A 20,452-nucleotide genomic window follows, 5' to 3' on the forward strand; every position below is an offset into this window, starting at 1 on the left:
TGTGGGAAGTGGCTGGACTAGTCCAGCAAGAACCAAGCCAATCTAACGGACGAATGTGATAATTATATGTCAGCCCAAAAAAGCAGCAGTTTTATCTCATTTACGCCTCGAGGGGCCGCCCGCTGGTCTACCTTAACTACAGAGTTATACCCTATGAATTTCAAGTTGCAGCTAGGCGCCCAGCTCGCTCATCCCTGAGCGCTTACTTAAGTAAGTAACCTGGGTGAGCGAGTGCAGGTAACAACGCTGCAACTTGAAAGGCGACGGGTATAAACGCACTGAAATGGGGCATGTGTCATGAGTGAAGGATCAACCACCGTGGCGGCAATCTGCCAGACGTTGAACGCCCGCATCATCGCGGGGGAATTCAGCGCCGGCGGCAAGCTGCCTTCGGAACGCGCCCTGAGCGAGCAGTTTTCCACCACCCGCATTACGCTGCAGGAAGCGCTCGGCCAGTTGGAGGCGCAGGGGGTGATTTACCGTCAGGTGAGGCGCGGCTGGTTTATCTCACCGCCACGGTTGGTGTACAACCCGTTGCAGCGCAGCCACTTCCACGCCATGGCTCAGCAGCAGGGGCGCGGCGCCCACACCCAGGTTATCGACAGTGGCCACGTGCAGGCCGACGCCGCCCTGGCGCGACGGTTGGAACTGCCGGAGGGCGCAGAGGTTTACCGCATCCGCCGGCTACGCTTTATCGACGCGCGTGCAGTGCTGTATTGCGAGCACTACCTCAACCCGGCCTACTTCGCCGGTATCCTGGATGCCGATTTGACGCAGTCGCTGACCGCGCTGTACGCAGAGCGCTACGGTATCCGTTATGGCCGGGTGCGCTTCGATATGCTGCCGACCCTGTTACCGCAGGAGGCAGCCGCGATGCTGAAGGTCACCTACGGCAGTCCGTCGCTGTTTATTACCCGGGTGAACCGGGATCAGCACGATCGGGTGATTGATTGCGATTTGGAGTATTGGCGCTACGACGCACTGCACATTGATGTGGAGGCGGTAGCGAACGACGAAGGATAAGAAGGCGGGGCCAACATGTGGGCCCCCTGCGAGAGGAACTGGCTGACAGGGGCGCCGCATGCCGCGCCCCTCCGTCATCAATCGGCGTCGTAGCCCAGGTTAGGCGCCAGCCAACGTTCAACTTCACTGATGCTCATGCCTTTGCGCACCGCATAGTCTTCCACCTGATCGCGCTGGATCTGCGCCACCGCAAAGTACTTGCTCTCCGGATGGCTGAAGTACCAGCCCGACACCGCCGCTCCCGGCCACATGGCGAAGGATTCGGTCAGCTCCATGCCGGTGTGGCGGTTAACGTCCAACAGGCGCCAGATCTCCGCTTTCTCGGTATGCTCCGGGCAGGCCGGGTAGCCCGGTGCCGGGCGGATGCCCTGGTAGTTCTCGCGGATCAGCTCTTCGTTGCTCAGATTCTCGTCAGCGGCAAAGCCCCAGTGCAATTTACGCACCTGCTCATGCAAGTACTCGGCGAAGGCTTCCGCCAGGCGATCGGACAACGCTTTGATCATGATTTTATTGTAATCATCATGCTGCGCATCATAGGCCGCCGCCAGTTCATCCTCTTCCAGACCGCCGGTCACGGCGAAAGCGCCGAAATAGTCGGCCTTGCCGCTGCTTTTCGGCGCGACGAAGTCCGCCAGGCAGTAGTTCGGGAAGTCGGTTTTCTCGGTCTGCTGGCGCAGGTGACGGCTGACCACCAGCACCTCATCGCGGCTTTCGTCGCGATACACCTCGATGTCGTCACCGACGCGGTTGGCCGGGAACAAGCCGTAGACGCCGCGCGGATTGAGGCTGCCGTTGGCGGCCAGCATATCCAGCATCTGGTTGGCATCAGCGAACAGGCGCTTGGCCTCCTCACCCACCACGTCGTCTTCCAGAATCCGCGGGTATTTACCTGCCAGCGACCAGGTCATAAAGAACGGTGTCCAGTCGATGTACTGGCGCAGCGTCTCGATGCCGGCCTCCACCGCATGTACCCCAAGCTGCTTCGGCACCGGTGGCCGGTAGTTTTCCCAATCCAGCGCCATGGCGTTATCGCGCGCTTTCTGCAGGCTGACCGGCGGGGTGCGCGGTTTTTTACGCGCATGCTGGATACGCACGGTTTCGTATTCTTTGCGGGTGCGCGCCACAAAATCGTCACGCTGAGTATCGGACAGCAACGCCGACACCACGCCCACGGTGCGGGAGGCATTTTGCACGTAGGTGGTCGAGCCGCTGTAGTTCTGTTCAATCTTCACCGCAGTATGCGCCTTGGAGGTGGTCGCACCGCCAATCAGTAGCGGCAGGGTAAAGCCCTGGCGCTCCATCTCTTTCGCCACGTTGACCATTTCATCCAGCGACGGGGTGATCAGCCCCGACAAGCCAATGATGTCCACGTTCTGTTCGCGTGCGGTTTTCAGGATTTTCTCCGTCGGCACCATCACGCCCAGATCGACGATTTCGTAGTTGTTGCACTGCAACACCACGCCGACGATGTTCTTGCCGATGTCATGCACGTCGCCCTTCACCGTCGCCAGCAGGATTTTGCCCGCCGTGGTGCCTTTCTGCTTGCTGGCTTCAATGTAGGGTTCCAGATAGGCCACCGCCTGCTTCATCACGCGGGCGGACTTCACCACCTGCGGCAGGAACATCTTGCCTTCGCCGAACAGGTCGCCAACCACGTTCATCCCTGCCATGAGCGGCCCTTCGATCACTTCGATCGGACGATCCGCACGCTGCCGGGCCTCTTCGGTGTCCAGCTCGATAAACTCGGTAATGCCTTTCACCAGCGAGTATTCCAGCCGTTTTTCCACCGGCCAGCCGCGCCATTCCGCCTGCTGCACCGCCACTTCGTTGTCTTTGCTGCCGCGATATTTCTCCGCCAGATCCAACAGGCGTTCGGTGCCGTCGTCACGGCGGTTGAGGATCACATCCTCCACCGCGTTACGCAGTTCGTCACTCAGATCGTCGTAGATCGCCAGTTGCCCGGCGTTGACGATGCCCATGTCCATACCGTTGCGGATCGCGTGGTACAGGAAGACCGCATGGATCGCTTCGCGCACCGGATCGTTGCCGCGGAACGAGAACGACACATTGGACACCCCGCCGGAGATCATCGCGTGCGGCAGGTGGGTTTTGATGTCGGCGCAGGCCTCGATAAAGTCGACGGCATAGTTGTTATGCTCTTCGATACCGGTGGCGACGGCAAAAATGTTCGGGTCAAAAATAATGTCTTCCGGCGGGAAGCCGACGCGTTCGGTCAGAATTTTATAGGCGCGGCGACAGATCTCGAACTTGCGCTCGCGGGTATCGGCCTGGCCAACCTCGTCAAACGCCATGACCACCACCGCCGCGCCGTAGCGGCGCACCAGTTTGGCATGGTGAATAAAGGCCTCTTCGCCTTCTTTCATCGAGATGGAGTTAACGATGCCTTTGCCCTGAATGCACTTCAGGCCTTTTTCAATCACCGACCATTTGGAGGAGTCGATCATGATCGGCACCCGGGCGATGTCCGGCTCGCCGGCAATCAGGCTGAGGAAACGCACCATCGCCGCTTCGGCGTCCAGCATCCCCTCATCCATGTTGATATCTATTATCTGCGCGCCGCTTTCCACCTGCTGGCGTGCCACGGCCAAGGCTTCGTTATATTTTTCTTCTTTGATCAGCCGTTTGAAGCGTGCAGAACCGGTAACGTTGGTCCGTTCACCGACGTTGACGAACAGCGTTTTGGCGTCGATATTTAGCGGTTCAAGGCCGGCCAAACGGCAGGCTACCGGGATATCCGGCAAGGGGCGCGGCGGTACGCCCGCCACCACATCGACCATTGCGGCGATATGCTCCGGCGTGGTGCCGCAGCAACCGCCGATAATATTGAGGAAACCGGCATGCGCCCACTCACCCACCTGTTTCGCCATCTCTTGCGCGTCCAGATCGTACTCGCCGAAAGCGTTGGGTAAACCGGCGTTCGGGTGCGCGGTGACGTAGGTTTCCGAGATGCGCGACAGCTCGGCAACGTATTGACGCAGCTCGTCCGGCCCCAATGCACAGTTCAGGCCAAAGCTCAGCGGCTTGACGTGACGCATCGAGTTATAGAAGGCTTCGGTGGTTTGGCCGGACAGGGTGCGGCCGGAGGCGTCGGTGATGGTGCCGGAGATCATGATCGGCAATTCCACCCCCAGCGCTTCGAATTCGGTTTCCACCGCAAAGGCGGCGGCTTTGGCGTTCAGGGTATCGAAAATGGTTTCGATCATGATCAGATCGACGCCGCCTTCCACCAGCGCGCGCGTTGATTCGCGGTAGGCTGCCACCAGTTCGTCGAAGGAGACATTACGGAATGCCGGATCGTTGACGTTCGGCGAGATGGATGCGGTGCGGTTGGTCGGACCAAGCACCCCGGCTACGTAGCGCGGTTTATCCGGCGTGCGTGCGGTCCATTCGTCGGCACAGGCGCGCGCCAGACAGGCGGCCTGATAGTTAATCTCGGCTGACAGCGACTCCATATGGTAGTCGGCCATGGCGATGGAAGTGGAGTTGAAGGTGTTGGTTTCGAGAATATCGGCGCCCGCTTCCAGATACCCGTAGTGGATCGCGGTAATCACTTCCGGCTTGGTCAGCACCAGCAGGTCGTTATTGCCTTTCAGATCGCTCTGCCAGTCGGCAAAACGTTCGCCGCGAAAATCGCTCTCTTCCAGCCGGTAGCTCTGGATCATGGTGCCCATGCCGCCGTCCAACACTAAAATGCGCTGTGCTAACTGCCGGCGCAGTTGTTCTACTCGATTTGTCACTGTAACCCCTTCGATTGCCATCCAACCCATCGCTTAAACTGCCGCAAAAACCAACGAGTCATCCTAGCACAGCTTGTAGGGCCAAAGTGGCGCGCGGCTATTGAGAGTTTTTCAGGTTGCCCGACAACACATCCGATGAGATGACAGACGGCTTGCAATTAATACGCAAAAAACGAAAATGAATTCCATAATACGGAAAGAGGAATGCGAATTATGGTCACCCCCGCTCCCGCCAAACGCGGCAAAAAGCCCCGCACCGCCTCGCCGGCCGCCAGCGCGGCGACCGGTCAGGTTCAATCGCTGACCCGTGGCCTGAAACTGCTGGAATACATTGCCGAAGCCCAGGGAAACGTGGCGCTGACCGATCTGGCCCAGCAGGCCGGGCTGCCGAATTCCACCACCCACCGCCTGCTCACCACCATGCAACAGCAGGGATTCGTGCGGCAGGTGGGCGATCTGGGCCTGTGGACCCTTGGCTCACACGCCTTTGTGGTCGGCAGCAGCTTTCTGCAGAGCCGTAACCTGCTGGCGATGGTGCACCCGACGCTGCGCCGTCTGATGGAAGAATCCGGCGAGACGGTCAATCTGGCCGTGCTGGATACCAGCGAGTATCAGGCCATCATTATCGATCAGGTGCAATGCACCGCGCTGATGCGCATGTCGGCGCCGATCGGCGGTAAACTGCCGATGCACGCCTCCGGTGCGGGGAAGGCTTTTCTCTCTACCCTGTCGGATGAGCAAGTCACCAAACTGCTGCATAAAAAGGGCATGCAGACCTACACCCAACATACGATGACGCCGCATAACCTGAAGGAAGGGTTGGCGCAGATCCGCAAACAGGGCTTTTCCTTCGACGACGAGGAGCATGCCCTCGGCCTGCGCTGCGTGGCGGCCTGCATCTTCGATGAGCACCGGGAAGCCTTCGCCGCCATTTCGATCTCCGGCCCGGTGTCGCGCATCACCGACAACCGCGTAATTGAGTTGGGCGCGCTGGTGATCCACGCCGCGAAAGAGATCAGCCTGGAGTACGGCGGCGTACGCTGAAGTTACCCCGGGGCGCCGCCAGCGGCGCCCCGTATCCCATGCTGTTGTCAGCATGTAAAACTCTGTAGGCAGAGTGTTTCCAGCCCCGAAAAAACCTTGAAGCCGATCACAGTTAACGATCCTCACCGCTAAAGCCCATTGCAACCGGCCAAACTTCCTTCGACAATGTTACCGATAACATGTTACCGGTAACAATGCATGTAAGTTAACCCTGTTTGCCGTTTTGGAGCTAAGCCATGACCAACAATCAAAACCGGATCTACGTCATCATGGGCGTTTCCGGCAGCGGCAAATCCGCCGTGGCCGCGGCGACCGCCCGCCAACTGTCCGCCGGGTTCCTCGACGGCGATTTCCTGCACCCACGCAGCAATATCCTGAAAATGGCCGCCGGTGAGCCGCTCAACGATGATGACCGCGCTCCGTGGCTGGCCGCGCTCAACGACGCCGCCTTCGCCATGCAGCGCACCAACAGCGTGTCGATCATCGTCTGCTCTGCGCTGAAAAAGCATTACCGCGATCGCCTGCGCGCCGGTAACGGCAACCTGTCATTCATCTATCTGCACGGCGATTTCCCGGTGATCGAAGCCCGTCTGGCGGCGCGCAACGGCCACTTCTTCAAACCGCAAATGCTGGTCACCCAGTTCGCCGCGCTGGAACAGCCAGGCGTCGATGAAAGCGACGTGATGGCTGTCGACATCAATCAGCCGCTGGAAGGCGTAATTGCCGATACGGTGCGCCATATCCAAAGCTTCCTGCCACAGGACGTGTGCGCGTGAGTACGATAACGCTGGTCGGTACCGCAGTCGGCTCGGTTTTACTGCTGTTATTCCTGGTGATGAAGGCGCGCATGCACGCCTTCGTCGCGTTAATGCTGGTGTCTATCGCCGCCGGTATCTTCTCCGGCATGCCACTCGACCGCATCGCCGACACCATGCAAAAAGGCATGGGCGATACGCTGGGCTTTCTGGCGATTGTGGTGGCGCTGGGTGCCATGTTCGGCAAGATCCTGCATGAGGTCGGCGCGCTGGACCAAATTGCGGCGCATTTACTGAAACGTTTCGGTCAGAGCAAGGCGCATTATGCCCTCGGCATCGCCGGTTTGATCTGCGCCCTGCCGCTGTTCTTTGACGTGGCGGTGGTGCTGCTGATCGGCATCGTCTTTGCCGTGGCGCGCCGCACCGACGGCAACATCGTCAAGCTGGCTATTCCGCTGTTTGCCGGCGTCGCGGCAGCCGCTTCGTTCCTGCTGCCGGGACCGGTGCCGATGCTGCTGGCTTCGCAGATGAAGGCCGATTTCGGCTGGATGATCGCCATCGGGCTGGTCGCCGCCATTCTCGGCATGCTGATTGCAGGCCCGTTGTACGGCAGCTTTATCAGCCGCTTCGTTAACTGGCCAATGCCGGCGGAGGAAAACGAACCTACGCTCAATAAGGGCAATCTGCCGTCATTTGGCTTTAGCCTGGCGCTGGTACTCTGCCCGCTGGTGCTGGTCGGCATGAAAACCATCGGCGCACGGCTGGTCACGCCCGGCTCACCATTGCAGCAGTGGCTGGAGTTTATCGGCCACCCGTTCACCGCCATTTTGATCGCCTGTCTGATCGTGATTTACGGCCTGGCGAAACCCCGCGGCATGACCAATGAACAAACGCTGGCCATCTGCTCTGCGGCAGTGCAACCCGCCGGGATTATCCTGCTGATGACCGGCGCGGGCGGCGTATTCAAACAGATCCTGGTGGATTCCGGCGTTGGCCCGGCGCTGGGTGACGCCATGATCGGCGCCGGCCTGCCGATCGCCGTAGCCTGTTTCGCGCTGTCCGCCGTAGTGCGGGTGATTCAGGGTTCTGCGACGGTCGCCTGCCTGACGACCGTCGGCCTGGTGCTGCCGGTCACCAGCCTACTGGGGCTGGGCGGCGGGCAACTGGCCGCGCTGGCTATCTGCATCGCCGGCGGCTCGATTGTACTCAGCCACGTGAACGACGCCGGTTTTTGGCTGTTCGGTAAATTTACCGGCGCCAACGAACTTCAAACGCTGAAAACCTGGACGGTGATGGAAACCATTCTGGGTAGCGTGGGTGGGATCATCGGCATGGCCGCCTTCACCCTGTTTTAAAAAAATATAACGACATAACCCGCCCCCGGTCATTGCACATCAGGGCTGCAATCAACCACCGGGGGCAGCGCCACTGGCGACGTCAATAACAACAGCAATGTGAGGAAGGTATGCTTAATCCAACCCTATCTCGTGTCACACAGCGCATCATCGAACGTTCCAAAGAGAGTCGAACCACCTATCTGGCGCGCATCGAGGCCGCTCGCTCCCAAACCGTGCACCGCGCGCAACTGGCCTGCGGCAACCTGGCGCACGGTTTTGCCGCCTGCCAACCGGATGACAAAACCGCGCTGAAAAATATGGTGCGCAGTGATATCGCCATCATCACCGCCTATAACGACATGCTTTCCGCCCACCAGCCGTATGAGAACTACCCGCAACGCCTGAAACAGGCGCTGCACGCGGTGGGCGCAGTCGGCCAGGTGGCCGGCGGCGTACCGGCGATGTGCGACGGCGTGACCCAAGGGCAGGACGGCATGGAGCTGTCGCTGATGAGCCGAGACGTAATCGCTATGTCTTCAGCCATCGGCCTGTCGCACAACATGTTCGACGGCGCGCTGTTCCTCGGCATCTGCGACAAAATCGTACCGGGTCTGGTGATGTCCGCCCTGTCCTTCGGCCACTTGCCGGCGCTGTTTGTGCCCGCCGGCCCGATGAGCAGCGGCTTGCCGAACAAAGAGAAAGTGCGCGTGCGCCAGCTGTACGCCGAAGGCAAGGCTGACCGCCTGGCGCTGCTGGAAGCGGAGGCCGCCTCTTATCACGGCATCGGCACCTGCACCTTCTACGGCACCGCCAACACCAACCAGATGGTGATGGAAGTGATGGGCCTGCACCTGCCGGGCGCGTCCTTTGTTCACCCCGCCACGCCGCTGCGCGACGCCCTGACCGACGCCGCCGCACGCCAGGTCACCCGCCTGACCGAAACCGCCGGCAATTATCTGCCTGTCGGCCAACTGGTGGATGAGAAAGTGGTGGTGAACGGCATTGTTTCACTGCTGGCCACCGGCGGCTCCACCAACCTGACCATGCACATGGTAGCGATGGCGCGCGCTGCCGGCATCATCATCAACTGGGACGATTTCTCAGAACTGTCAGATGCAGTGCCGCTGCTGTGCCGCATCTACCCAAACGGCCCGGCGGACATCAATCAGTTCCAGGCTGCAGGCGGCGTAGCCTTGGTGGTACGCGAGCTTTTGAAGCATGGCCTGCTGCACGAGGACGTGCACACCGTGGCCGGCTTTGGCCTGGCGCGTTACACCCAGGAGCCGTGGCTGGATAACGGCCAACTGGCCTGGCGTGAAGGGGTGGAAAGTTCGCTAGACGCCAAGGTGATCGCCAGCCTTGCCCAACCGTTCGAACATCACGGTGGCACCAAGGTGCTTTCCGGCAACCTCGGCCGGGCGGTGATGAAAACCTCGGCGGTGCCGAGCGACAATCAGATTATCGAAGCGCCGGCGATAGTCTTCGAAAGCCAGCACGACATCGTACCGGCGTTCGAAGCCGGCAAACTGGATCGCGACTGCGTGGTGGTGGTGCGTTTCCAGGGGCCACAGGCCAACGGCATGCCAGAGCTGCACAAGCTGATGCCGCCGCTGGGCGTGTTGATGGATCGTGGTTTCAAGGTGGCGCTGGTGACAGACGGCCGCTTGTCCGGCGCTTCCGGCAAAGTGCCCTCCGCGATTCACGTTACCCCCGAGGCCTACACCGGCGGCATGCTGGCTAAGGTGCAAAACGGCGACCCGATCCGCGTTAACGGCCGCACCGGCGAACTGGAGTTGTTGGTCGACGCCGATGTGCTGGCGCAGCGCGCGCCCTCTCAGCCGGACCTGAGCGCGGAACACGTCGGTTGCGGCCGCGAACTGTTCGGCGCCTTACGCAGCCAGCTTTCCGGCGCTGAACAAGGTGCCTGCTGCATTAAATTTTAATCGTTAGCATGGCCACGGCGGCCATAACTGGAGAACATCGTTAATGAACAATTGGAAGACAAGCGCAGAGCAAATCCTGCTGGCAGGGCCGGTCGTACCGGTGATCGTCATCAACAAGCTCGAACATGCGGTTCCGCTGGCAAAAGCCCTGGTCGCCGGCGGCGTGCGGGTACTGGAAGTGACGCTGCGCACCGCCTGCGCGATGGATGCGATCCGCGCCATTGCCCAGGAAGTGCCGGACGCGATTATCGGTGCAGGCACCGTGATTAACCCGCAGCAGTTGCAGCAGGTGACCGACGCCGGCGCACAGTTCGCCATCAGCCCGGGCCTGACCGACGAGTTGCTGAAAGCGGCCACCGCCGGTTCGATCCCGTTAATTCCCGGTATCAGCACCGTGTCTGAACTGATGCTGGGTATGGATTATGGCCTGCGCGAGTTCAAGTTCTTCCCAGCGGAAGCCAACGGCGGCGTGAAAGCGCTGCAGGCGATCGGCGGCCCGTTCCCGCAGGTGCGCTTCTGCCCCACCGGCGGCATTTCACCGGGTAACTACCGCGACTATTTGGCGCTGAAAAGCGTGCTGTGCATCGGCGGCTCCTGGCTGGTGCCGGCGGATGCGCTGGAAAACGGCGACTACGCGCGCATCACCGAATTGGCGCGCGCAGCCGTTGCGGGTGCCGTGGCTTAATCATATCGGGCGCGGCATGCCGCGCCTCTACGCGGTGGCTGATGTTGCGGGCAGCGCCATGCCGCTGCGCTGGCTGAAACGCCGTTTCTTGCGGTAAGCGAACACATCTTCCACATGCCCATCGCGGATACGCTGTTGCAACCCGCGCCAGTAGTCGGCCTCGAACAGGTCACTGTGCATCTCTTCAAACACCTGGCGGATGCGTCGATCGCCGCACAGGAAATGCCTGAACTCCTCCGGAAACACGTCGTTCGGCGACACGCTGTACCACGGCTCGCTGGCCAGTTCGTCCTCCGGATAGCGCGGCGGCGGAATATCGCGGAAATTCACCTCGGTCATGTAGCAAATTTCATCGTAATCGTAGAACACCACCCGCCCGTGACGGGTCACGCCGAAGTTCTTGAACAACATATCGCCGGGGAAAATATTGGCCGCCGCCAGTTGCTTGATGGCGTTGCCGTACTCCTCAATCGCATCGCGTATCTGCTGCTCACTGGCATGCTCCAGATACAGGTTCAGCGGCGTCATGCGCCTTTCCATATACAGATGCTTGATCACGATGCGATCGCCCAGATCCTCCAGCTTGTCCGGCACTTCGCGCTGCAACTCCGCCAACAGTTCCGGGCTGAGACGCGCTTTGTCGACGACAAAATTCTCGTATTCCTGGGTATCCGCCATACGCCCGACGCGATCGTGTTCTTTCACCAGTTGGTAACAGGCCATCACCTGTGCCTGCGTCACTTCTTTTTGCGGTGCGAACTGATCTTTGATCACTTTGAACACCCGATCGAACGACGGCAGAGTAAACACCAGCATCACCATACCCTTGACCCCTGGTGCGATGATGAACTGCTCCTGCGAGCGGGCCATGAACCTAAGGTATTCGCGGTAACATTCTGTTTTACCGTGCTTCTGGCAGCCAATCGCCATATACAACTCGGCGGTGGTTTTACCCGGCAGGATCTCGCGCAGCCACTCGACCATAGCCGCCGGCAACGGTGCATAAACCATGAAGTACGAGCGGGCGAAGCCGAACACGATGCTCGCCTCGGCCTTGCTGGTCAGGCAGGTATCGATAAACAGCGCGCCGGAATCGCTGTGATGAATAGGCAGCAGGAAAGGATAAACCCCCTCCGCCAATCGCAGTTTGCCAACCAGCCAGGCGGCCTTGTTGCGATAAAACAGCTCATTGGCGATCTGGAACGTCGCCCCCGCCAGTTGCTGTGCGCTAAAGTTTTGCTGCAATGCCAGGGTGATGTAATGAATATCGCGCGGTAAGTTTTCCCACGGCAGCCGCAGGGGTAAATCGGTCAGCAGGGTGTGCAGCATCGCCGGGACGTCGCCGCCGGCGGTAAAATTGCGCGACAGCGGGCGCGGGATGTCGCGAAAACGCCCTTCCGGCTGTGAACTGAAAACAAACAGCTTTTCCGGCGTCAGATCGCGGTGCCGGAACAGGCGGCAGTAGACCGAATTAAAGAAGCTCTCGGCAATCTCGAAACGCGGGTACTCCGGCAACAAATCGGTATAGACCGCCTTCACCCGGCAAGGGAAATCCGCATCAAAATATTTTTGCCCGGTGATGCACTTGAGTTGCTCCACCACCAGACCGACATGATGATCATACAGATGGATACGCTTTTTCATCGCCTGCTGTACGGCAGGCCAATCCGCCCGCTCAAAGCGCTGCTGAGCGCCGGCGGTCACCTCGAGGAAACGGCCGTATTGCGCATCAAAGCCCTGCAGGATCGTCTGTGCGATCAACAACTCCAGTTTTGCCGCCATCCTTACCTCCCGCCAGAAAACAGAGCCTGCATAAGCAGGCTCTGGAATACCCGTTATCAGCGCAGTTCCATCAGAACTGTTGCTCTTCCGTCGAACCGGTCAGCGCGGTCACTGAAGATGCGCCCCCCTGAATGATGGTGGTGACTTTATCGAAGTAGCCGGTGCCTACTTCCTGCTGGTGTGAGGCAAAGGTGTAGCCACGTGCAACGGCGGCGAATTCCGGCTCTTGCACCTTCTCGACGTAGTGTTTCATGCCTTCACCCTGCGCGTAGGCGTGCGCCAGATCGAACATGTTGAACCACATGCTGTGGATGCCGGCCAGGGTAATGAACTGGTATTTGTAGCCCATCGCGGACAGCTCTTCCTGGAAGCGAGCGATAGTCTGATCGTCCAGGTTCTTTTTCCAGTTGAACGACGGCGAGCAGTTGTATGCCAGCAGCTTGCCCGGGAATTTGGCATGGATCGCATCGGCGAAACGCTTGGCCGCTTGCAGATCCGGGGTTGAAGTTTCACACCACACCATGTCCGCATAAGGGGAGTAGGCCAGTCCGCGGCTGATCGCCTGTTCGATGCCGGCATGGGTGCGGAAAAAGCCCTCGGCGGTGCGTTCACCGGAAACGAATTCGCTATCGTAAGGATCGCAATCGGACGTCAGCAAATCAGCCGCATCGGCATCCGTACGCGCAATCACCAGCGTCGGCACGCCGAGTACGTCGGCCGCCAGACGCGCGGCAACCAGCTTCTGAATCGCTTCCTGGGTTGGCACCAGCACTTTGCCGCCCATATGGCCGCATTTTTTTACCGCCGCCAGTTGGTCTTCGAAATGCACCCCGGCGGCACCGGCTTCAATCATCGCTTTCATCAGTTCGTAGGCGTTCAATACGCCGCCAAAGCCGGCTTCCGCATCGGCGACGATCGGCAGGAAGAAATCGGTGTAATCTTTGCTGCCCGGTTCAATCTTGTTGGACCACTGGATCTGATCGGCGCGGCGGAAAGTGTTGTTGATACGCTCAACCACCGTCGGTACCGAGTCCACCGGGTACAGCGACTGGTCCGGGTACATCGCGGTCGCGGTGTTGGCATCCGCCGCCACCTGCCAGCCAGACAGGTAAATCGCCTCGACACCCGCTTTGGCCTGCTGCAACGCCTGGCCGCCAGTCAGCGCACCCAGGCAGTTAACGTAGCCTTTGCGTGATTTACCATTCAGCAGATCCCAAAGTTTGGCAGCGCCGTTCTGCGCCAGAGTGCAAACCGGGTTGACTGAGCCACGCAGGTTGATCACGTCTTCGGCGCTGTATGGGCGAGTGATGCCTTCCCAACGGGCCGATTTCCATTCCTGTTCCAGCTGTTGAATCTGTTGAGTACGTGAGGTAGACATAATTTTTATCCTTTTCAATAATGTAGGGTTAATGTTCAGGAATGTTTTCAGGCCAGTAATTCGTAGCCGGGCAATGTCAGGAAATCGATCAGCTCATCTGAAACGGTGATTTTCTCCATCAGACGCGCGGCCTCGGTAAAACGCCCGTGGCTGAAACGTTGCTCGCCGAGTTCTTCTTGAATAACGAGAACTTCTTCGGCAAGCATCTGACGGAACAGCGCTTTGGTGACCAATTGGCCGTCGCTGAGGGATTTTTCATGGTGGATCCACTGCCAGATCGAGGTACGGGAAATTTCTGCCGTCGCCGCATCCTCCATCAGCCCGTAAATCGGTACGCAGCCGTTGCCGGAGATCCAGGCCTCGATGTATTGCACCGCCACGCGAATGTTGGCACGCATACCGGCTTCGGTCCGCTCGCCGTCGCAAGGCTCCAGGAGTTGCGCGGCACTGATCGGCGCATCGTTTTCACGCAGCACTTCCAGCTGATTGCGGCGCTCGCCGAGTACCCGGCTGAACACCTCCATCACGGTGTCCGCCAGCCCTGGGTGCGCCACCCAGGTGCCGTCGTGGCCGTTATTGGCCTCCAGCTCTTTATCCGCCCGCACCTTGTTCAGCACCCAGGCGTTTTTCTCGGCATCTTTGCTCGGAATAAACGCCGCCATGCCGCCCATCGCGAAGGCGCCACGTTTATGGCAGGTTTTGATCAGCAAGCGGGAATAGGCGCTGAGGAACGATTTGTCCATCGTGACCGACTGACGATCCGGCAACACCCGGTCAGCATGGTTTTTCAGCGTTTTGATGTAGCTGAAGATGTAATCCCAACGACCGCAGTTCAACCCGACGATATGATCGCGCAGGTGATACAGGATCTCATCCATCTGGAAGACCGCCGGCAAGGTTTCGATCAGTACCGTGGCTTTGATGGTGCCGCGCGGCAAATCAAAACGATCCTCGGTAAAGCTGAATACCTCGCTCCACCAGGCCGCTTCCTGCCAGGACTGGGTTTTCGGCAGATAGAAGTAAGGGCCGCTGCCTTTTTCCAGCAGTTGGCGGTAGTTGTGAAAGAAATACAGTGCGAAATCAAACAGGCCGCCGGGGATCGCTTCCCCCTGCCACTGCACGTGTTTCTCCGGCAGATGCAGACCACGCACACGGGCGATCAATACTGCCGGGTTCGGCTTCAACTGATAAATCTTTCCGGCTTCGTTGGTATAGGAGATGGTGCCGTTCACCGCATCATGCAGGTTGATTTGCCCCTCGATCACTTTGTCCCAGCTAGGTGCAAGCGAGTCTTCGAAATCAGCCATAAACACCTTCACATTGGCGTTCAAGGCATTGATTACCATCTTGCGTTCAACCGGCCCGGTGATTTCTACCCTGCGGTCGCGCAGATCATCGGGAATACCCAGGATCTTCCACTCACCTTCACGAATGGAAGTTGTTTCCGAAATAAACCCTGGAAGATCGCCTTGATCGATCTTCTGCTGCCAGCAGGCGCGCGCAGCCAATAGCTTGTTGCGCTGTGGAGTAAATTTACCCACCAGTTCCGCCAGGAATTCGACCGCGTCATCCGTTAACACCTGTCGCTCAGCAGCGGTAAAACCCTGCGTAAACGTTAACTCCGTGCCTACTATCTGTTGCGTCATTGTCTTACTCCTTCCCATTGTTGCGCACCCACCGTTGCCAGGAGAGCAGCGCCTCTTCATCAGAAATCAGTGCGGATCAGGGCAGACAAAACGATCCCGACTGGTCAGATCTCAACCCCATTGGATCTAAGAATACTCAACTAAAAATAAAAATCAAAAACGATTTCCATTTTAATATTAAATATTTAATTAATCTTTTATTATCAATACGTTAAATTAACGAAAAAACTTAACAGACAAGGAAACCGGTTCCATTAAATATAAAAAGATGAAACAAGTATTTGTTAACAAATGGATTTTATTGAAAATACGAAGGGGAAAATGGGTTCTGGCTAGAAGGGAAAGACATCGGCGGCCTCGATTCAGCCGCCGGTTAAGGTAAAAAACGTTACTCGAGAGTGGGGTTCATATGGCGCAGATCGTACGGCGTGATCTGGTAAACATAGTAGTTCAGCCAGTTGGCGAACAGTAGATGGCCATGGCTGCGCCAGGACGCTTTTGGGGTGAGTTCGGGGTTATCATCGGGGAAGTAGTTTAGCGGAACAACAGGGTTAAGGCCGGCCTCGTTATCGCGACAATACTCACCCGCTAACGTCAACGCATCATACTCCGGGTGACCAGTCACAAATGCCAGCCGCTTGTCCTTGCTGGCGAATAAATAAGCCCCGGTTTGCTCCGACTCGGCCAGAATATCCAGATCCGTGTATTGACGAATAATCTCTGTAGGGAAGTCCGCATAGCGTGAATGCGGTGCCAGGAAGGTCTCATCAAAACCACGAGTCAGCAGTGCATGCTGCTGCAATGTCTGATGCTGATAAACGCCCGAGAGCTTCTCCTCACGCGTCATCTTCGGGATGCCGTAGAGGATATTCAGCGCGGCCTGTACCGCCCAGCACACGAACAGCGTAGAGGTGACGTGGTTCTTCGCCCAGTCGATAACGCGTTCTATCTGCGGCCAGTAGGCAACATCACAGAAATCAACCAACCCCAACGGGGCGCCGGTTACGATCAGGCCATCGAAGTTCTGATCCTGAATGTCTTCAAAATCACAGTAAAAATTGTTCAGATGCTCCGCCGGCGTATTCTTCGACTCACGGCTGTCGATACGCAGCAGCTGGATGTCAATTTGCAGCGAAGAGTTGGAAAGCAGACGCAAAAACTGGTTTTCCGTCTCGATCTTCTTTGGCATCAGGTTAAGGATCAGTACTTTCAACGGCCTGATTTCCTGTGTTTTTGCCCGAGAGGATGTCATCACAAAGACATTCTCATTGCGCAAGAAACTGACTGCAGGTAACTCATCAGGAACACGAATCGGCATTGCTTAATCCTCATACATCCGTTTATACGTTTAGACTTCTAGATGCCCGAAGATAGCGTTTTTTTAGCACAATGTCGAGTGTTCAACGGTAAGGTGAAAATGTTTCATTGCAGAGAGCCAGGGGGAGATGAGAGACCGTTATCGTGCAATGCTGAAAAGCCAAGAGGCCATCCTTTCGGATGGCCTCTTGGCTTAAGTGATGCTTGACAGTGTCCTACAATACTCGTCTCATCCTGAGACTCCCCCCTTCGGGGGCCGCCGTAAACGGCGTTGAAGCCCGTTCCAGACGGGCTTTTCGCATGCCCATGCTCGAGTAGAACGCCGAAAAATAGATAAAACAAAAAGCCCTACGCTTTCACGTAGGGCTTGTTGCTTTAATTGATGCTTGGCAGTGTCCTACTCTCGCATGGGGAGACCCCACACTACCATCGGCGCTACGGCGTTTCACTTCTGAGTTCGGCATGGGGTCAGGTGGGACCACCGCGCTATTGCCGCCAAGCAAATTCTTTTAATTCTTTTTGCCGAACTTCTAAACCCACTTTAAATAAAGTGGTGCTGATACCCAGAGTCGAACTGGGGACCTCACCCTTACCAAGGGTGCGCTCTACCAACTGAGCCATATCAGCACACTAATTTGATGCCTGGCAGTGTCCTACTCTCGCATGGGGAGACCCCACACTACCATCGGCGCTACGGCGTTTCACTTCTGAGTTCGGCATGGGGTCAGGTGGGACCACCGCGCTATTGCCGCCAGGCAAATTCTGTTTCATTCCAACCGCTTCACTCTCGTGTCGCCATTGAAACCAATCTCGGAACTTCGCTGAAAATCTACACCAATCTCTCTAAAACACCTTCGGTGTTGTAAGGTTAAGCCTCACGGATCATTAGTACTGGTTAGCTCAATGCATCGCTGCACTTACACACCCAGCCTATCAACGTCTTAGTCTTAAACGTTCCTTCAGGGACCTTAAAGGCCCAGGGAAGACTCATCTCGAGGCAAGTTTCGCGCTTAGATGCTTTCAGCGCTTATCTTTTCCGCACTTAGCTACCGGGCAATGCCATTGGCATGACAACCCGAACACCAGTGGTGCGTTCACTCCGGTCCTCTCGTACTAGGAGCAACCCCTCTCAATCTTCCAACGCCCACGGCAGATAGGGACCGAACTGTCTCACGACGTTCTAAACCCAGCTCGCGTACCACTTTAAATGGCGAACAGCCATACCCTTGGGACCTACTTCAGCCCCAGGATGTGATGAGCCGACATCGAGGTGCCAAACACCGCCGTCGATATGAACTCTTGGGCGGTATCAGCCTGTTATCCCCGGAGTACCTTTTATCCGTTGAGCGATGGCCCTTCCATTCAGAACCACCGGATCACTAAGACCTACTTTCGTACCTGCTCGAGCCGTCACTCTCGCAGTCAAGCTAGCTTATGCCTTTGCACTAACCTCACGATGTCCGACCGTGATTAGCTAACCTTCGTGCTCCTCCGTTACTCTTTGGGAGGAGACCGCCCCAGTCAAACTACCCACCAGACACTGTCCTCACCCCGGATTACGGGGCCGAGTTAGAACATCAAACATTAAAGGGTGGTATTTCAAGGTTGGCTCCACGCAGACTGGCGTCCACGCTTCAAAGCCTCCCACCTATCCTACACATCAAGGCTCAATGTTCAGTGTCAAGCTATAGTAAAGGTTCACGGGGTCTTTCCGTCTTGCCGCGGGTACACTGCATCTTCACAGCGAGTTCAATTTCACTGAGTCTCGGGTGGAGACAGCCTGGCCATCATTACGCCATTCGTGCAGGTCGGAACTTACCCGACAAGGAATTTCGCTACCTTAGGACCGTTATAGTTACGGCCGCCGTTTACTGGGGCTTCGATCAAGAGCTTCGCCTTGCGGCTGACCCCATCAATTAACCTTCCAGCACCGGGCAGGCGTCACACCGTATACGTCCACTTTCGTGTTTGCACAGTGCTGTGTTTTTATTAAACAGTTGCAGCCAGCTGGTATCTGCGACTGGCTTCGGCTCCGAGAGCAAGTCTCTTCACCTACGCGCCAGCGTGCCTTCTCCCGAAGTTACGGCACCATTTTGCCTAGTTCCTTCACCCGAGTTCTCTCAAGCGCCTTGGTATTCTCTACCTGACCACCTGTGTCGGTTTGGGGTACGATTCTGTGTTACCTGATGCTTAGAGGCTTTTCCTGGAAGCTTGGCATCAACTACTTCTGCACCGTAGTGCATCGTCATCACGCCTCAGGGTTGAATAAGAGAACGGATTTACCAATTCTCTCCCCCTACACGCTTAAACCGGGACAACCGTCGCCCGGCTAGCCTAGCCTTCTCCGTCCCCCCTTCGCAGTAACACCGAGTACAGGAATATTAACCTGTTTCCCATCGACTACGCCTTTCGGCCTCGCCTTAGGGGTCGACTCACCCTGCCCCGATTAACGTTGGACAGGAACCCTTGGTCTTCCGGCGAGCGGGTTTTTCACCCGCTTTATCGTTACTTATGTCAGCATTCGCACTTCTGATACCTCCAGCAACCCTCACAGGCCACCTTCAACGGCTTACAGAACGCTCCCCTACCCAACAACGCCTAAGCGTCGCTGCCGCAGCTTCGGTGCATGGTTTAGCCCCGTTACATCTTCCGCGCAGGCCGACTCGACCAGTGAGCTATTACGCTTTCTTTAAATGATGGCTGCTTCTAAGCCAACATCCTGGCTGTCTATGCCTTCCCACATCGTTTCCCACTTAACCATGACTTTGGGACCTTAGCTGGCGGTCTGGGTTGTTTCCCTCTTCACGACGGACGTTAGCACCCGCCGTGTGTCTCCCGTGATAACATTCTTCGGTATTCGGAGTTTGCATCGGTTTGGTAAGCCGGGATGGCCCCCTAGCCGAAACAGTGCTCTACCCCCGAAGATGAGTTCACGAGGCGCTACCTAAATAGCTTTCGGGGAGAACCAGCTATCTCCCGGTTTGATTGGCCTTTCACCCCCAGCCACAAGTCATCCGCTAATTTTTCAACATTAGTCGGTTCGGTCCTCCAGTTAGTGTTACCCAACCTTCAACCTGCCCATGGCTAGATCACCGGGTTTCGGGTCTATACCTTGCAACTATTCGCCCAGTTAAGACTCGGTTTCCCTACGGCTCCCCTATACGGTTAACCTTGCTACAAAATATAAGTCGCTGACCCATTATACAAAAGGTACGCAGTCACCCAACAAAGTAGGCTCCCACTGCTTGTACGTACACGGTTTCAGGTTCTATTTCACTCCCCTCGCCGGGGTTCTTTTCGCCTTTCCCTCACGGTACTGGTTCACTATCGGTCAGTCAGGAGTATTTAGCCTTGGAGGATGGTCCCCCCATATTCAGACAGGATGTCACGTGTCCCGCCCTACTCATCGAACTCACAGAATGTGCATTTTAGTGTACGGGACTATCACCCTTTACTGTGCGACTTTCCAGACGCTTCCACTAACACACAAACTGATTCAGGTTCTGGGCTGTTCCCCGTTCGCTCGCCGCTACTGGGGGAATCTCGGTTGATTTCTTTTCCTCGGGGTACTTAGATGTTTCAGTTCCCCCGGTTCGCCTCATACGACTATGTATTCATCGTATGATAGTGCAACGAATTGCACTGGGTTTCCCCATTCGGGTATTGCCGGTTATAACGGTTCATATCACCTTACCGACACTTTTCGCAGATTAGCACGCCCTTCATCGCCTCTGACTGCCTAGGCATCCACCGTGTACGCTTAGTCACTTAACCTCACAACCCG

At 57.2% G+C, this 20,452-nt stretch carries 11 protein-coding genes, 1 tRNA gene and 3 rRNA genes; 6 read left to right on the plus strand and 9 right to left on the minus strand.

Going from position 1 to position 20,452, the window contains the following annotated elements; genetic code table 11:
• Nucleotides 1–297 precede the first annotated feature (297 nt).
• Entirely contained in the window at nucleotides 298–1,023 is a 726-nt protein-coding gene (locus tag SERAS12_RS22930) for a UTRA domain-containing protein (RefSeq protein ID WP_013814771.1), read from the plus strand.
• 77 nt (nucleotides 1,024–1,100) lie between these two features.
• Here the strand turns inward: SERAS12_RS22930 and metH are convergent, their stop codons facing one another.
• The gene (gene metH / locus SERAS12_RS22935) at nucleotides 1,101–4,811 is read right to left on the minus strand and encodes a methionine synthase (protein WP_013814772.1); all 3,711 of its coding nucleotides are present in this window, start codon (nucleotides 4,809–4,811) and stop codon (nucleotides 1,101–1,103) included.
• A gap of 183 nt (nucleotides 4,812–4,994) precedes the next feature.
• On the opposite strand from metH, the gene iclR reads away from it, so the two are divergent.
• From iclR to SERAS12_RS22960, 5 genes are all read left to right on the plus strand, one after another.
• Entirely contained in the window at nucleotides 4,995–5,825 is an 831-nt protein-coding gene (iclR, locus tag SERAS12_RS22940) for a glyoxylate bypass operon transcriptional repressor IclR (protein WP_013814773.1), read from the plus strand.
• A gap of 236 nt (nucleotides 5,826–6,061) precedes the next feature.
• On the plus strand, nucleotides 6,062–6,601 hold the full coding sequence (gntK, locus tag SERAS12_RS22945; protein WP_004948892.1) for a gluconokinase: 540 nt from the start codon (nucleotides 6,062–6,064) through the stop codon (nucleotides 6,599–6,601).
• A complete protein-coding gene (gene gntU / locus SERAS12_RS22950) occupies nucleotides 6,598–7,935 on the plus strand; it encodes a gluconate transporter (protein ID WP_013814774.1) in 1,338 nt (445 codons plus the stop codon). Before gntK ends, gntU begins: the two co-directional genes overlap by 4 nt.
• 110 nt (nucleotides 7,936–8,045) lie before the next feature.
• A complete protein-coding gene (gene edd / locus SERAS12_RS22955) occupies nucleotides 8,046–9,860 on the plus strand; it encodes a phosphogluconate dehydratase (protein ID WP_013814775.1) in 1,815 nt (604 codons plus the stop codon).
• A gap of 43 nt (nucleotides 9,861–9,903) precedes the next feature.
• Nucleotides 9,904–10,545, plus strand: a complete 642-nt coding sequence (locus SERAS12_RS22960) for a bifunctional 4-hydroxy-2-oxoglutarate aldolase/2-dehydro-3-deoxy-phosphogluconate aldolase (protein ID WP_013814776.1) — start codon at nucleotides 9,904–9,906, stop codon at nucleotides 10,543–10,545.
• Between the two features lie 27 nt (nucleotides 10,546–10,572).
• Here the strand turns inward: SERAS12_RS22960 and aceK are convergent, their stop codons facing one another.
• From aceK to SERAS12_RS23000, 8 genes are all read right to left on the minus strand, one after another.
• Nucleotides 10,573–12,327: a bifunctional isocitrate dehydrogenase kinase/phosphatase gene (aceK, locus tag SERAS12_RS22965; protein WP_013814777.1), complete on the minus strand. Its 1,755-nt coding sequence runs from the start codon at nucleotides 12,325–12,327 to the stop codon at nucleotides 10,573–10,575.
• Nucleotides 12,328–12,397: 70 nt separating this feature from the next.
• On the minus strand, nucleotides 12,398–13,705 hold the full coding sequence (gene aceA, locus SERAS12_RS22970) for an isocitrate lyase (RefSeq protein ID WP_013814778.1): 1,308 nt from the start codon (nucleotides 13,703–13,705) through the stop codon (nucleotides 12,398–12,400).
• 47 nt (nucleotides 13,706–13,752) lie between these two features.
• Nucleotides 13,753–15,351, minus strand: a complete 1,599-nt coding sequence (aceB, locus tag SERAS12_RS22975) for a malate synthase A (RefSeq protein WP_013814779.1) — start codon at nucleotides 15,349–15,351, stop codon at nucleotides 13,753–13,755.
• Nucleotides 15,352–15,739: 388 nt separating this feature from the next.
• Nucleotides 15,740–16,669, minus strand: a complete 930-nt coding sequence (gene metA / locus SERAS12_RS22980; RefSeq protein WP_004948912.1) for a homoserine O-succinyltransferase — start codon at nucleotides 16,667–16,669, stop codon at nucleotides 15,740–15,742.
• Nucleotides 16,670–17,052: 383 nt separating this feature from the next.
• Nucleotides 17,053–17,168: ribosomal RNA gene (gene rrf, locus SERAS12_RS22985) — 5S ribosomal RNA — on the minus strand.
• A 51-nt stretch (nucleotides 17,169–17,219) separates the two neighbouring features.
• Nucleotides 17,220–17,295 (minus strand) — tRNA-Thr (locus SERAS12_RS22990).
• A 13-nt stretch (nucleotides 17,296–17,308) separates the two neighbouring features.
• A 5S ribosomal RNA gene (gene rrf, locus SERAS12_RS22995) occupies nucleotides 17,309–17,424 on the minus strand.
• A gap of 108 nt (nucleotides 17,425–17,532) precedes the next feature.
• Nucleotides 17,533–20,442: ribosomal RNA gene (locus SERAS12_RS23000) — 23S ribosomal RNA — on the minus strand.
• Nucleotides 20,443–20,452: the final 10 nt, after the last annotated feature.

It is taken from the genome of Serratia sp. AS12 (assembly GCF_000214195.1).
Classification (GTDB): Bacteria; Pseudomonadota; Gammaproteobacteria; order Enterobacterales; family Enterobacteriaceae; genus Serratia; species Serratia plymuthica.

What these genes read in the sequence shown, in the direction of transcription:
- aceA (WP_013814778.1), bottom strand. Translation starts at nt 13,705, where the DNA reads ATGTCTACCTCACGTACTCAACAGATTCAACAGCTGGAACAGGAATGG.
- metH (WP_013814772.1), bottom strand. Translation starts at nt 4,811, where the DNA reads ATGGGTTGGATGGCAATCGAAGGGGTTACAGTGACAAATCGAGTAGAA.
- gntK (WP_004948892.1), top strand. Translation starts at nt 6,062, where the DNA reads ATGACCAACAATCAAAACCGGATCTACGTCATCATGGGCGTTTCCGGC.
- metA (WP_004948912.1), bottom strand. Translation starts at nt 16,669, where the DNA reads ATGCCGATTCGTGTTCCTGATGAGTTACCTGCAGTCAGTTTCTTGCGC.
- edd (WP_013814775.1), top strand. Translation starts at nt 8,046, where the DNA reads ATGCTTAATCCAACCCTATCTCGTGTCACACAGCGCATCATCGAACGT.
- aceB (WP_013814779.1), bottom strand. Translation starts at nt 15,351, where the DNA reads ATGACGCAACAGATAGTAGGCACGGAGTTAACGTTTACGCAGGGTTTT.
- SERAS12_RS22930 (WP_013814771.1), top strand. Translation starts at nt 298, where the DNA reads ATGAGTGAAGGATCAACCACCGTGGCGGCAATCTGCCAGACGTTGAAC.
- iclR (WP_013814773.1), top strand. Translation starts at nt 4,995, where the DNA reads ATGGTCACCCCCGCTCCCGCCAAACGCGGCAAAAAGCCCCGCACCGCC.
- SERAS12_RS22960 (WP_013814776.1), top strand. Translation starts at nt 9,904, where the DNA reads ATGAACAATTGGAAGACAAGCGCAGAGCAAATCCTGCTGGCAGGGCCG.
- aceK (WP_013814777.1), bottom strand. Translation starts at nt 12,327, where the DNA reads ATGGCGGCAAAACTGGAGTTGTTGATCGCACAGACGATCCTGCAGGGC.